Annotated in this window: 13 protein-coding genes; 3 read left to right on the top strand and 10 right to left on the bottom strand. The window is 48.8% G+C overall.

Annotation, left to right across the window (positions count from 1 at the left end):
- Positions 1-38: 38 nt before the first annotated feature.
- The 4 genes from FEK30_RS02650 to FEK30_RS02665 form a co-directional block, all read right to left on the bottom strand.
- On the bottom strand, positions 39-539 hold the full coding sequence (locus tag FEK30_RS02650) for a chemotaxis protein CheW (RefSeq protein WP_138071640.1): 501 nt from the start codon (positions 537-539) through the stop codon (positions 39-41).
- A gap of 39 nt (positions 540-578) precedes the next feature.
- Positions 579-944, bottom strand: a complete 366-nt coding sequence (locus FEK30_RS02655) for a response regulator (RefSeq protein WP_012308196.1) — start codon at positions 942-944, stop codon at positions 579-581.
- Positions 945-1,021: 77 nt separating this feature from the next.
- Positions 1,022-2,146, bottom strand: a complete 1,125-nt coding sequence (locus FEK30_RS02660; protein ID WP_012308197.1) for a response regulator — start codon at positions 2,144-2,146, stop codon at positions 1,022-1,024.
- Positions 2,147-2,635: 489 nt separating this feature from the next.
- Positions 2,636-4,303: an ABC1 kinase family protein gene (locus FEK30_RS02665; RefSeq protein WP_138071642.1), complete on the bottom strand. Its 1,668-nt coding sequence runs from the start codon at positions 4,301-4,303 to the stop codon at positions 2,636-2,638.
- A 276-nt stretch (positions 4,304-4,579) separates the two neighbouring features.
- Between FEK30_RS02665 and FEK30_RS02670 the strand changes: the two genes are divergently transcribed.
- Positions 4,580-5,209: a hypothetical protein gene (locus FEK30_RS02670; protein WP_138071644.1), complete on the top strand. Its 630-nt coding sequence runs from the start codon at positions 4,580-4,582 to the stop codon at positions 5,207-5,209.
- A 130-nt stretch (positions 5,210-5,339) separates the two neighbouring features.
- Here the strand turns inward: FEK30_RS02670 and FEK30_RS02675 are convergent, their stop codons facing one another.
- The 3 genes from FEK30_RS02675 to FEK30_RS02685 all read right to left on the bottom strand — a co-directional run bounded on the left by FEK30_RS02675 (position 5,340) and on the right by FEK30_RS02685 (position 8,693).
- Positions 5,340-6,167, bottom strand: coding sequence for a prepilin peptidase (locus FEK30_RS02675; RefSeq protein ID WP_138071646.1), 828 nt, complete (start codon positions 6,165-6,167; stop codon positions 5,340-5,342).
- 88 nt (positions 6,168-6,255) lie between these two features.
- Positions 6,256-7,503 carry an S-layer homology domain-containing protein gene (locus FEK30_RS02680; protein WP_255447924.1) on the bottom strand — a complete coding sequence of 416 codons (1,248 nt, stop codon included), beginning with the start codon at positions 7,501-7,503 and terminating at the stop codon, positions 6,256-6,258.
- Between the two features lie 347 nt (positions 7,504-7,850).
- On the bottom strand, positions 7,851-8,693 hold the full coding sequence (locus FEK30_RS02685) for a prohibitin family protein (protein WP_012308201.1): 843 nt from the start codon (positions 8,691-8,693) through the stop codon (positions 7,851-7,853).
- A 175-nt stretch (positions 8,694-8,868) separates the two neighbouring features.
- On the opposite strand from FEK30_RS02685, the gene FEK30_RS02690 reads away from it, so the two are divergent.
- Both FEK30_RS02690 and FEK30_RS02695 read left to right on the top strand, forming a co-directional pair.
- Entirely contained in the window at positions 8,869-10,227 is a 1,359-nt protein-coding gene (locus tag FEK30_RS02690; protein WP_138071650.1) for an aromatic ring-hydroxylating dioxygenase subunit alpha, read from the top strand.
- Positions 10,228-10,455: 228 nt separating this feature from the next.
- A complete protein-coding gene (locus FEK30_RS02695; protein WP_065711382.1) occupies positions 10,456-11,178 on the top strand; it encodes a hypothetical protein in 723 nt (240 codons plus the stop codon).
- Positions 11,179-11,382: 204 nt separating this feature from the next.
- On the opposite strand, the gene FEK30_RS02700 is transcribed toward FEK30_RS02695, so the two are convergent.
- From FEK30_RS02700 to FEK30_RS02710, 3 genes are all read right to left on the bottom strand, one after another.
- Positions 11,383-11,826, bottom strand: a complete 444-nt coding sequence (locus tag FEK30_RS02700; RefSeq protein ID WP_255447925.1) for a serine hydrolase — start codon at positions 11,824-11,826, stop codon at positions 11,383-11,385.
- Positions 11,827-11,856: 30 nt separating this feature from the next.
- Positions 11,857-13,080: an RNA-guided endonuclease InsQ/TnpB family protein gene (locus FEK30_RS02705; RefSeq protein ID WP_138071652.1), complete on the bottom strand. Its 1,224-nt coding sequence runs from the start codon at positions 13,078-13,080 to the stop codon at positions 11,857-11,859.
- Positions 13,081-13,421: 341 nt separating this feature from the next.
- A complete protein-coding gene (locus FEK30_RS02710) occupies positions 13,422-13,745 on the bottom strand; it encodes a serine hydrolase (protein WP_232321387.1) in 324 nt (107 codons plus the stop codon).
- Between the last annotated feature and the right edge of the window lie 49 nt (positions 13,746-13,794).

Genomic DNA, 13,794 nt, shown 5'->3' on the forward strand with positions numbered 1-13,794 from the left:
AGTGATTCTGTGAAATTGACGTTGAAAAAACTCAAAACTTACTGATTGACCGGGACGCCCTGTAGGTGGCGGGATAAATGGCCCATGGCCAATGTAAATCCCGTCTCTGGCCCCTTGACCAGTTGGCGATCGCAATGGGGATAAAATCTCTGCCAAGCCGCCGCCACCGGAGCCGCCTCCCCCAAGTCAAACGGCGCAATGCCCTCAAGCTGGGTTACCACAAAGCCCACTTGCCCTGCATCCCCCTGGCCCAGGAGCACCACCGTTAGCTTTTCCTGGGGATTGGGCCGCGCTGCGGATGTTCCTAATCCCGAAGGCGATCGCCGATCCACCACCCAAATCAACTGCCCCCGTTGGTTCGTCACCCCCAACACCCCTGGAGCGACCCCTGGTACCGGGCAAATGTCTTGGCGGGGCAGGGTCATCACTTCCAACATATTTTCTAGGGGAATCAACAAGCGCGTTTGGGCAAGGGGGTCAGCCCCAGCAGGATACAGTTGAACCCGGAAGAAATCGGTTTGGGTAGGGGGAGCGACCATGGCAAAATCAGACCTTTATCGAAGAAAAAACAGCACTATCTAAGCCAAATACTCTTTGACTGTTTTCATGAATTCCATCGGACTGTAGGGTTTTGTTAAATAAGCATTGCCCCCTTGACGTAACGCCCAAAAACGGTCGAAGTCCTGGCTTTTGTTAGAACAAAAAATAATTGGCACTTCCTCGTAACCCAGGCTTTCGCGAATTTCTCGGCATAAATCGAGGCCATTGAGCCCAGGCATCACAATATCGAGGAAAATTAGATCCGGTTGGTCATGGTTGCGCAGCCAAGTTAAGGCTTCATCGCCATTGTCTGCAAGGCTGACCTCTAGGCTCATTTTTTCCAGGAGTGCCCGGACAAGGGTTTGTTCCGATTTAGAATCATCAACAACTAAAACTTTTTTCATCTTATTTTCTTGATCAGTGTTAGAACTTGGCGCAATTTATTCTGAAAATTGAGTTTAGAGATTATGAAATACAACCTCTAGGGCGTAGATTGCGCTGATGTTTGCTCCACATAGGACTGCACCATCCGTATCAAATCCTGGGGATTGAACGGTTTAGCGATGTAGTCAGAAGCCCCCACCATCTTGGCACGGAGGCGATCAATAATTCCATCGCGCCCCGTAAGCATCACCACGGGAATATCCCTAAGCATTTCGGATTGGTTAAACAGGCGACAAAGCTCGTAACCATCGATTTCGGGCATGTTGATATCCATCAGAATTAGTTCTGGTCGTTGGCGAGCAAAGGTACTCAGAGATAAAGCAGGTTCAGTGACCCCGATAACCTCAAAGCCACTGGCTTCTAGGGTCATTTTGACGACCCGTTGTATTGATTTGCTGTCATCAATACAGGCAATGCGGGGTTTGGGTTTTTGGGGAACGCCCGCATAGGGAATAACTTCAATCAAGCCTGTTTTGACAAGGGGATGGAAGAGTTGGCTAAGTTCGAGGGTAGAACGGCGGGTGTGGTGACTCAGCTCATAGAGGGTGACTTGTTGGTCGAGGGGCTCCCGGAGGCTTTCCATAAATTGATAGTCCTGGAGGTTTAGCCAGGAGCGGCTCCGGATTTCACGGAAGTCTTTGACTTGTAGGCGCTGGAAAGGGGAAGCGATTTCGGGGCGGAGTTGTACCCATTGACGAACGGTCGGCTGGATCGGGCGCACCATTTCTTTGAGGGACAGGGACAGCAACAGGGGATCTAGATTAAGGGCGCGTTCAAATTTAATGGCAGCGCGGGGCAGGGATAAAAACTGGGCGATCGCCTCTTGGGTCGTAAAAAATAAAACTTGGCGGACTTGCTGGAGGGATAATTTTCCAGCTTTCCAAATTTGACAAATGTAATCGTAATCTTGGGAAAAGCTATCTCCCATGGGAAATTTTGCTTTCGGAAACAGTTGCCCCAAAAGATACGTTAAGCGCTCCCGTTTACCCATACCACTGGTGGCAAAATGCAGCTTCCCGCCCCCAAAATAAAGCTGCCAAAATACCGATTCATCTAAGGGATCGTAAATGGTCATTGTCCCCGACATTTGCCGTTGGATCAGGGATTGGAGGACTTGGCCCGGAATCACAACGTTTTTGGTGATGGCATCTTGCACTTTCATATGAAACACACTAGCGGGAATTGATTTGAAGAGGGTTTAGCGCCTTTGGTCTTTACCCGTGGCTGGGAAAAATGGATCGGGAGGGTAGTGGGTAAGCGCAGCGACAGAATTATGTCAGGGGCAATTTATTCTAGATCGACTTTATCGCCTGAAAAATATGGATTTCATAGTTTTATCGGGTTGCCTGGTGACTAGGCTCAAACCGCAGTACAAAAAGCTTGAATAAATGGGGCTAGGGCAAGATTGAAAATTCATGGTGCTTGGGGGCAACTCTATTAGTTAATCTGAGCAATACTAATGCTACAGAAAGAGATTATTTTCTTACCATAAAGACTTGGTTAAAAGTAGTATGTTTAGCTACGAAAAGACTTTGACCCCACCGATCTTGACGCCCCATTAATATACTTCAAAGCCAGATATAGCAAGGAATTTTAGGACTTTTACCCCGTGCTGTTCTAGTGGTGTCTAAATTGAAATCGGGGGAGCCTCTTAACGACGGATTAAGTGATCGAGACGTTCTTGGATGAGCAGTTGGAGGAGGGCGCGGAGGGTTTGGAGGCCAAAGAAAAATACGGTGAGGGCGATCGCCCCGATGAGGAAGAGAGAGGCCGCCTGGCTCCAGACTAAAATACCGACCACGCTACTAAAGCCCCAGAGGATGCCGTACATCATGGTTTTGATCGCGAGGTAGATGCGGCGCAATTGGCGATCGCCTTCAACGGATTTAACGCGAAATTGCAGTTCCCCTAACTCAATGCGTGATTCGAGGCGTTTAATGGCCATTTCGGTGCGGCTGGGTTTCTGGAATTGGTACAGGACAAATTCTTTAGTCTGTTGAGCGAGGCTCCCCAGGCGATTTTCCCCAGGTTTGTGACTCACGGCCAAGCTACGAATAAACGGTTGGGCCGCCGCCATGAGATTGTATTGGGGGTCGAGGGCGCGGGCAATGCCATCGAGGGTGGTGAGGGCCTTGATGATAAAAGTCATTTGGGGCGGCAGGCGAAACGGTTGCTGCTCAAACATCAGGTAGAGCTCGTTACTAATCTGCTCAAATTCCTGGAGATCAATGGGGCGATCGCGGAACCGATCCAAAAGAAACGCAATCATCCGTTTCACCGGGGTCATATCTGCCATCGGCTCGATGAGGCCCATGTAAACCAGAGTTTCGACCACCTCGTCCGTATCCTTGCGCAGCACCGCAAAAAAGGTACGCATCATCTGGGTTTTTTCCATGGATTTGACTTCGGTCATCGTGCCGAAATCATAAAAAATCAGCTTCCCTGTGGCATCGACGGCCATATTGCCGGGGTGGGGATCGGACTGAAAAAAGCCATCCTGGAGCAGTTGTTTGAGATAAGAAGAAATGCCGAGGCTGATCACGTGGTCTGGGTCAATATTGCTCGCTTCGAGGGCGGCCCGGTCGTCAATTTTAATGCCCGGTAGATATTCGAGGGTTAAGACCTTGCGGGTAGTGTATTGCCAATAAACCTTGGGTACGAGAATTTGCTGATCGTCAGCGAAATTTTGCCGGAAATGATCGCCATTTTTCCCTTCATGGATGTAGTCAATTTCTTGGTAGAGAAGCTCGAAAAATTCCCGGTAAATCTGATTGAGATTGTATTTTTTGAGGTCTTTTAAAAAATAACTGGCCCAATGCAAGAGTTTTTCGAGGACTTGCATATCCACTTGGAACAGACGACTCAGGCCGGGACGCTGGACTTTTACGGCTACTTCTTCGCCGCTGTAGAGGGTGGCCCGGTGCACTTGGCCCAGGCTAGCGGAGGCGAGGGGCTCTAGTTCAAAATCCTTAAAGAGGGCGTAGATAGATTTGTTAAATTCTTGCTCGATGACGGCGATCGCCGCCTGACCCTTAAATGGCGGCACCCGGTCTTGGAGTTGGCTCAGTTCCTCGATGTATTCGATGGGAAATAGATCCGGGCGGGTTGACATGGCCTGGCCAATTTTGATGAAAGTCGGCCCCAAATCCAGGAGATGATTGACGAGCCAGCGGGCTTGGCGATGGCGTTTGCGGGCGGGGTTGCCACCGGGGAGTCGGTCTTTGCCGAGCCGGAGGATAAACTGGGCGGCCACGGTAAAGATTTCTAGTTGCCGTTGCCTGAGACTCAGTTTGCGCCGTTGCCAGCGGGGAGTTTTCACGATTGATTTTGCCCTAGATTTCGACCATCCATCATCATACAGAAAAGCTGTGACATCATCCTGATGCTTATCCTAATGAGTCAAGCGTAGTTTTCCCTTTTTCATGATTGAGATTTCCTCTTTATTGAAGTTCTTTTGCCCGGACAATCTTCTTCCACAGGAAGAATCAACAATATAGGGTTTAGACAATAGCAGCTATTACACCGCGTCGATAGACTGACAGAAATCAGGGCTAAGCTTTTGGTGTTAAAATAGGACTATCTCTAGGACAAAACAATGGACAAACAAAATATCCTCAAGAGTTTTGCTGAGGAGTTAAACAGTCTAATCGATAGCACTGATTTAACTTGTGAGCTTTCTCCCTCAAATGCGGTGCTGACGATATTCCTTGATTCTATTGATAATGGTGATCCAGAGTATTCAATGGCGACGGAACTAATCATTGTAGAGCTGAAAAAGCAGGCATTGATCGGGATCAAGTTGGTGCAGTTTCATGGGCGCAATCAGTCCAAACAAATTGTTTGGAGTAAAACTAAGAAATATCCATATTTAGAACCTATTCAAAAACGATTCGAAAGAGCAGCATTGGGTGTTGGCGCTGTAGTTGGCGTCTACTTGGGTGCGCTTTTTTTAGTCATGGTAATTTTACCTAGTCTAGAAACCAACACCACAGAAAGCTATTCAAATCCTACGGTACCTATATACGAGCCAAGAAACTCAACGTACAGATCTGACTATGACAGCAAATATACAACTTACGACGACTACAATTCGTCTGACTATCCATCTGGCTGCGACAGTGCAGCAATTGAACGCCAATTTAAGGAGATTGCCGGAGATACTGTCGATAACCTAACTGAAGTGGCTGTCGCCGAAACAATCATCAGAAATAACTGTAACTTTTAGTCATAAAAGCCAAAACTATTGGTGTATAACTTGGCTATCTTAATCAGTCGCTTTTTTGTGACTACTATCTACATCTGTTGGGTCATACTTTTTTAGCGGCAAGAGTGATGGAGCGGATGATCTCACTGTTTTAGCCTAGGAACATTTCGAGATAGAGTTCGATCAGGCGATCGCCCCAAAAGAGACTACTAATCGCCCCCAGAGCAAGAAACGGCCCAAAGGGTAAATGTTGTCCCCGTTGGTGTTTACCGAGGCCCATGGCCCCGCCGATAATCATTGTGCCCAGGGCGCAGGCCAAAATTACTGTTAAGAGGACGTTTTGCCACCCCAGCCAGGCGCCAATCATCGCCAAAAGTTTCGGATCACCGCCCCCCATGGCCTCTTGGCCCAGCACCGCCGAACCAATGACACCAATGCCATCTAGTAACCACAGTCCCAATACTGCGGCCCCAATGCCACCCATTAACCCATAGATCGCGCCAGGGAAGCCATTCGCCTGGAAGCCTAGCCCCATCTGGAAGAGGAGACCGAGTACGAGGCCCGATTGGGTTAAGGGGTTGGGCAGGGTAAAAGTGTCGTAATCAATGAGGGCCAAGGCCACCAACCAAAACAGCAGGGTAAAGGCGGCGATCGCCTCTAGGGTCAACCCAAATTGAACCACCGTGGCGACACAGAGCAAACCCATCAGCGCTTCAACGAGGGGATACCGGGCGGCAATGGGCGTTTTGCACCAGCGACATTTGCCCCCCAACAGGAGCCAACCCAACACCGGAATATTTTCCCGTGCGCCCAGTTGGTGGCCGCAGTGGGGACAGCGGGAGGGGGGATGTGCCAGGGATAAACCCGCTGGCAGCCGATAAACCACCACGTTGAGGAAACTGCCGAAACAGGCTCCCCAGATGAATAGAAAAATAAAGGCGATCGCCAACAAACCGGACTGTTGTAAAAGCGCGAGCATGGTGATGTCTCTCAAACCCTAGCCAACCAGCCCCATTATCCCCTTAGGCGATCGCCAAATTTTCAAAAACTCTAAAACAATCTTTTTCCTAGGGATTGACCTGAAGAATCAGGTCATTGGCCAAGGTGAGATCAAGATCCGTATTGGTTTCTACCACCAACAGATCCACGCGATCAAGGCCCAAAAATTGGGGAATCAAGGTGGCAAGGATGCCAGCACCAGCGCCAATTAAGAGTTCCTCTGTGGCGATCGCCCGGTCTCCGGTAATGGCGGCGATCGCGGCGGCGGCCCCCGTACCTAAAGCCGCATTTCTCAACAGATTACCCACATCAGTGCCCCGACGCACACTTTCCGTATCTGTGATCACCTGGGAGGCCGCGTTGATATTGTACATTTGGCCGTTGGGTAACTCTAGGCGTTGGGCGACAAAGCGCGTCCCATTCCCTGACGGTCGGAACTCCCCTTGAATTTCACTGCCCTGGGGAATCAGCACTATCCCCTGGGTATTGACAATATTGGCATCCACCGTGAGGGTTACTGGTAAAATTTCATCCTGGGTTAAGAGGATTTTGTCAGCGGTGTAACTAATTGGAATAATCGTGCCCGCTGTGATGCGATAGTCCACGGCCACCACATCCTGGGTAACGATATAAGGGGAATTTAGTGCCTGTACCTGACCCTGGGAAAAGAGAGCCTGATAAATAAATGCGGCCACCTCAGCCCGTGTGGCATTGCGCTTGGGATTGAGTTGTTGCAAATTGGCATAGTTCACCACCATTTTTTGTTCTGTCGCGGCGGCAATGGGGCTCCGGGCAAAATCAGCAATATTCGCCGCATCCTGGTAATAGCCGAGGGTGGTATTGATGTTGTTACGGGCTGAATAATTTAAACCATTGGCTAGGGCGACTAAAACCTGCTCCCGGGGAATATTTTGTTCGGGTCGGAAAACCTGACCTGGATATCCCGAAAGAAAGCCCATCTCATAGGCATTATTAATCGCATTAAAAGCCCAATAGCTGCTGGGGACATCCACAAAATTAATCGCACTGCGGTCTTGGCTCTTGGGGAGGGCTTTCTGCACCATGGCCGCAAATTGAGCACGGGTCACAGGCGCATCGGGCCGAAAAGAACCATCAGGAAAACCGGCAATGATCCCCCGGTTCACCAATTCATTAATAAAGCCTGTGGCCCAGTAGTTACTCGGAACATCTGGAAATTGGCTTGTTTGGGCCACCACCGCTGCGGGTTGCAACAATGATCCTTGGAAGGGTAATGTACTTCCTAGTCCGAGGGATAAGGCCAAAAGAAGAGCGGTGGATTGCTGGGTTCGCTTCATAGAAGGCATATTATTTTTCCTTGCGTTTCAGATTAGGGTGACTGCTTGATTTCAGGTTAGCGTTGTTACCGTCACTTCTCACTTAAAAAATGCTTAAATTCGAATTATTTAAGCTAAATTTACTAGGTTTTTAGACGACTTATTCCCGTAAATGTTCCGTTGATTTTTTCGTTTTCAATTGCTTGGAAATGTTCTGAACAATAATGGGGATTGCTAAATTTATGCAGGGATTATTGAAGACTAGCCCTACTTAAAAAATGTTTCCAGCTAGTCAAAAACAACATAAAAAGGCGATCGCCTTTGGATCGCCCGATGGTAATTTTGTGAAAATTTTGATTGTTGTGGGGCTATTTCGGCATGTCGTTGAGATCAAAGATAAAGGGGGCGCTGGAGCGTTGATCACCCATGACGAGCACCTTCGGCATTTGTGCGCCTCCTTCTTTCCAGGCTTCAATGGCTTCTTTTTTGAGCACGAGGTCTCCCCCCTGGGCCTTGAGGGTTTCCGCGAGCAAGCGTTGGGCTTCGGCTTTCCCCTTGGCTCGGTTGATATCTGCCTGGGCCTGCTGTTCGGCTTCTTGGGCGACGTAGATGGCCCGTTGCGCCCGCTGTTCGGCGATTTGTTTTTCTTCGACGGCGCGGGAAAATTCTGCGGAGAAGTTTAAATCAACGACGCTGGTGTCGAGGACAAGGATGCCATATTTTTCGAGGCGGGTTTCGAGGGCGGTATCAAAGTCATCCTTAAGTTCGGTGCGTTTGGTGATCGCTTCTTCGACGGTGCGCTTGGCGGCGGCAACCTTAAAGGATTCTTGGGTTTGGGGGGCAATAATTTTCGAGACGATATTTTGTAGGGTGCCCTGGGTACGTCGAATTTCGACGACTTTCACGGGATCGAGGCGGAAGTTAATGGCGAAACGGGCGGTCAAATCTTGCAAATCCTTGGTCGAGCTTTGGGCTGGGACTTCAAATTTTTGGACGGTCACGTCATAGACATCCACGCTGGCAATCAGAGGTGGTTTGAAATGAATTCCTTCTAGGAGAGCGCCGTCCTGGGCTTTCCCAAGAACGCTCAAGACACCGGCTTGGCCAGGATTAATGATGACAAACGCATTGAGCACGATGAAAAATAACAGGGCGATCGCCACCCCAATCAGTGAGAGGGGAAAATTTTGGTTGGGAGTAATGTTACGCACGCGGTTTTGGTCTCCAAATCAGTTCTAGCGGCTCGGTTTTCCATCCCATTGTAGTGAAGACGACCAGGAGGCAAAGGGCAAAACCCAAAGGCGATCGCCCCAAGGAAATGTAACAATTCGTTAAGCTAAAAGCACTGACCCCAATCATTCTGTCTGAAATTTCCTTTTCTAATCTATGGTTGCAACGCCCCTCCCTGAACCCACTGCCGAAACGACGCCTGCCTTTGATTGGCACGCAGCCTGGTATCCGATCCATTTCGTGCAGGATCTCGACAAAACCAAACCCACCCGCTTCGTCCTGCTGGGGGAACCCCTCGTGATTTGGTGGCAGCCCAAAACCCAGCAATGGCAAGTCTTTGGCGATGTGTGTCCCCACCGCCTCGCGCCCCTATCCGAAGGTCGCATTGTCGATGGCTGTTTAGAATGTCCTTACCACGGTTGGCAATTTGCGGAGACGGGCGCCTGTACTAAAATTCCTTTCCAAGCCCCAGACGGTGAGGCCCACCACAGTCCCAGAGCCCAGGTAAAAACCTATGCCAGTTGCGTTAAACAAGGGTTGCTGTTCGTCTATGGGGGCGATCGCCACGAGGCAGCCCAAACGCCGATCCCGACAGTACCCCAGTTAGACCAACATCCAGGGGAATGGGTGATGGCTAATGTATTTCGTGATATTCCCTACGACGCCACAACCCTCTTAGAAAATGTCCTGGATACGAGTCATGTGGCCTTTACCCACCACCCCCGGGTCGGTAACCGTAAAAATGCCAAGGAATTTATCCTCGATGTTTCTGAAGTAGAAAAAACAGGCTTCACGGGCAATTGGGAAGAAGGCCCCCGACGCGGCACCCTCGGCGCCCAGAAAACAACTTTTTTTGCGCCGGCTGCCATGTGGCACGACATTCCCGAAAGTCCCTTTGGCCAGGTGATGACCGTTGTTTACGCGACTCCCACCGAAAAAGGACGCTGCCGGGCGATTGTGCGGCTCCCCTTCCGTTTTAAAGCGGCCATACCCCGACTCGCGTTTAAATTTACTCCCCGGTGGTTTTCCCATCTCAATCAAATGGGCATCCTTGAAGATGATCAAATCTTTTTGCATCTCCAGGAACGGGAACTGGCAAAATCGACCCAAAACTACGCCAAAACCTGTTATTTGCCGACCAGTTCAGATTTGTTTGTGCTGGCCTATCGCCAATGGGTAGAACGGTATGGCGAACCTTTCCCAGACGAAGATTTTTCGCCCGCAGAACCACAACAAAGCCAATTGTTAGAGCGGTACCATTCCCACACCAAAAATTGCGCCAGTTGTACCCAGGCTCTTCATCGAATTCAGAAAGGGAAAAAAGGTGTCATTGGTTTGGGATTTCTCCTGTGGTTGGGTTTGCCCTTCGCGATTTTTTCTGGCTTGCCCACTTGGAGCCTTGGGGCGATCGCCACGGTGATCATTGTCTTAGCGGGACTCTGGTGGCAACTCCATCGCCTAGAATGTCGATTTTTTGAAGGGGAATATCCCCCAACGCGAAACTATCAGCAGTGATCAGGACGTACTCTCTTTAGGGAAAAATTTCTTGTAATCAGCCAGAAAACCTAGGTCACCTCCCCAAGAGCTGCCTATAATTCAGCTAGAGTCGGCTATTCCGAGAAAATCTGCATCAGTTCTTGGCCTCAGCAACTATCTCTATCTAACGGACTTGTTTGCCCAAGACCCAACTGAAATTTACTTCGCGCACTACTTTTTCCCTATCTTTTCCCTCTAAAAATCCCCATGAAATCCACCTTACGGCCCCTGCTCTCTTGTTTACCCGTCCTCCTCGGCTTTTGGGTTGAGGGGGCGATCGCCAATCCCAGTCCCACGGTTCCCACCACTATCCCTAACGCCTACCCGGTGCTGGTGAGTCAAGTTCCAGTTGGACGACAAGTTGCCACCCAAAAAACAACCTACGCCCCCAGTGAGCCAATTATGGTGAACTACGCCAATCTACCGGGCAACTCTGGAGATTGGATTACCATCGTTCCGGCCAATGCCCCCGACAATAGCTACGAAGAATGGTTTTATACCGATGGTCAACGCTCTGGCTCTCGTCAATTCAAAGGTCTCGCTGCTGGCAGCTACGAAGTACGGGTTTACCACAACTGGCCCAATGGCGGTTATGTCGTCCAGGATCGGTATCGTTTCACTGTCGGGACACAAGCGGCAACACCAATTAACAACCGTCATATTTCTACCAATAAAACGGTCTACCAAGCTAATGAACCGATTATGGTGAACTACGCTAATCTCCCTGGTAATCGCCAGGATTGGATCACCATTGTTGCGGCCAATGCCCCAGACGATAGCTACGGTGAATGGTTTTATACCCAAGGGCAGCGTTCGGGTTCCCGTCAATTCAGAGGTCTCACCCCAGGCAATTATGAAGTACGTGTCTACTACAACTGGTCTGCGGGTGGTTATGTCGTCCAAGATCGTTACGCCTTTACGGTGCGCTAGTCAGCAACCAATCTAGGCCAAATTTAATTGATTCTTGTCTTCCAATGCTTAAGCTCCCCGATAGAAACGTTCACCAAGCTTAAGCAGCGGAAGATTTTTTTAATCCTTGCTTATGAAGACGGTATCGAACAAATAAAATCGACTTGGGTCTAAACTTTAGACTAAATTTGCTTGTCTAGGATGAGCAAATTCGTTTTCCAACACTCAAGTCTGACATATCAACGCAGGATCATCTTCTAAAAGAGTACCGTAGACCTGCTGGATTAAACTTCGGGCGTGGTTATTCTGAGCATCTACAGAGCTATTAAATAGAGCAGAAATAATCACTTGATTACAAGGGAAATACACATAAAATGAACGATAGCCCAGTGTTTCGCCTTGATAAAACCAATAATTGCCCCAACGTTCGTCGTAACCCTGGATAATCCCCAAACCAAAACCATAGGGATCTGTCGCTGTTGTTTGGGCGATCGCCTCTCCTGTCTGTAAAGAAACGATTTGCTGCATTTCTTCTTTTTCTTCAGCGGACAGCAAATTGTCTTCAACGAATAATGTTCGTACCCAGTGGATAATGTCTTCTGTATTTGAAACTAAGGCCCCCGCCGCCCCTGTCCAAGACAGGTTGTTACGGCTAACATCTTTTCCCACAAGTTCTGGGTTGGTTTGACACTCCCCTGCCTAAAGGCGAGGGGATTCTTTGCTCAACGATTCAACTTGCCCTGACAGAACGGATTCAGCCAGAGTAGTGGTCAAATCTCCCAAAGCGTACATTCCGGTGTGCCCCACCGTACTCAATCCTAAACGCAAGATGTTTATCGCTGCATTATGGTCACGGTCTAGCTCACAGCCACACTCACACACATGAGTCCGCACTGAAAGAGACTTCTGCACCGTTTGACCACAGGCGCTACAGTTCTGGCTGGTGTAGTGGGGTGGCACAGCAATGGTGATTTTCCCAAACACCTTACCGAAATACTCCAACCACACCCGAAACTGATACCAACTTGCATCGTTAATCGATTTCGCTAGGCAATGGTTTTTCACTAGATTTTTCACCCGTAAGTCTTCATAGGCCACTACATCGTTAGATGTGATTACGCACCGTGCCAACTTCACCGCATGGTCTTTACGTTGCCTACTTATCTTCAGGTGAACTCTTCCTAGTTTATTGATTGCCTTGCGTCGATTACTGCCTCCTTTTTGCTTGCGAGAAACAAGACGATGCGCTCGTTTGAGACGCTGCTCCCCTTTCCGTAAAAAGCGGGGATTTTCCACGGCAAAGCCATTGGAGTCAGTGTAGAACTCCTTTAAGCCCACATCTAACCCAATCGCTTTACCGGATGGCATTATTGATTCTTGACGGTCTACACTTACCGGAAACTGAGCATAGTAGCCATCAGCCCGGCGCACTAATCGCACCCGCTTAATTTGCTCTGGTTGGTAAAAGTTCAGGTCACGGCTTCCCAAGAGTTTCAATCGACCAATCTTATTTTTGTCAGTGAAGACGATGTATTTACGATTGTCCTCTAACTTCCAGCCTGAGGTTTTATATTCCACAGAGCGACAGTTCTTTTGGAATTTGGGATAGCCTTTCTTCCCTGAGACTTTCTTCTTGCAGGCTTCGACGTGAGCGCTCAGCCGAACGGCTTCGTAGAAACGACTGATGGCCGACCAAGCCCGTTCAGCGGCAGATTGTCTAGCCTGAGAGTTCAAGTCATTGGCAAAAGGAAACTCCTTAGCCAATACTGCGCATTGTTTATTGAGGTCGTACTTCGTGACATTGGGGTTATCCATCCAATAGCGGATAGACTTATTCCGGATGAACTGAGTTGTCCGAATAGCCTCGTCAATGGCGCTGTATTGAGCAGGTTTACCCTTAACTTTAAACTCAAGAATCAGCATTAGGGAACCTCGAAAAATTCAAAATTTCGCCAGATCGGCAACGTATCCTCGTTGTTTCAGGCTCAAAAAATCGTCAAAAAAGCAATTAATCGAGGTTCCCATTAGTTCGATCATTCCAATGTTTATGCTGGATATTTTAAAATAAAATAGAAGGTGTAGCTTGCTTCTTTCCTTTGGTCAGACTTCGGCGAGCTACTCTCGGCCTGAGCTTGAGTCGAAGGCAGTCGAGTCGTCGCTCGGCTTATATCCCCGCTCTAAAAGAGGCAGGGTTTTACGCCGACTTTCCGATAATTTGGCAAGCCAGATGTCATATTCAAAAGCTGCGTGGTTGTAATGCCAGATCAGTGGGAATATTCAGGTAAATATTGGGTAAAGTCAGCATTTAGATCAAGGGCTTGGTTACGGTCATTTTGAAGCAGTAAAGCCGCCGTAAAAGATTTCGTGATGCTGCCGATGTGAAAGAGGCTTTCGGCTGTAATGGGCGCACTGTTGGGGTCATGACTTTCCCGACCGATGACGTAGGTTTGGGTTGGGGCTTCGTTAACTTTAACGGATAATTGAATCCCAGAGAAATTTTCTCGTGTTTGGTATTGGGTGTAGTGTTCTGTTAAATATTGATTAATTTTTTGATCGGGTAGCGCTTTAGCAATGGTTGGAAAGGTCATGGAAGTGGTAATTCCCAAGAAGGCTAAAGCCAGCATTTTAAGCATGATA

The sequence above is a fragment of the Picosynechococcus sp. PCC 11901 genome (assembly GCF_005577135.1).
Classification (GTDB): Bacteria; Cyanobacteriota; Cyanobacteriia; order Cyanobacteriales; family MRBY01; genus MRBY01.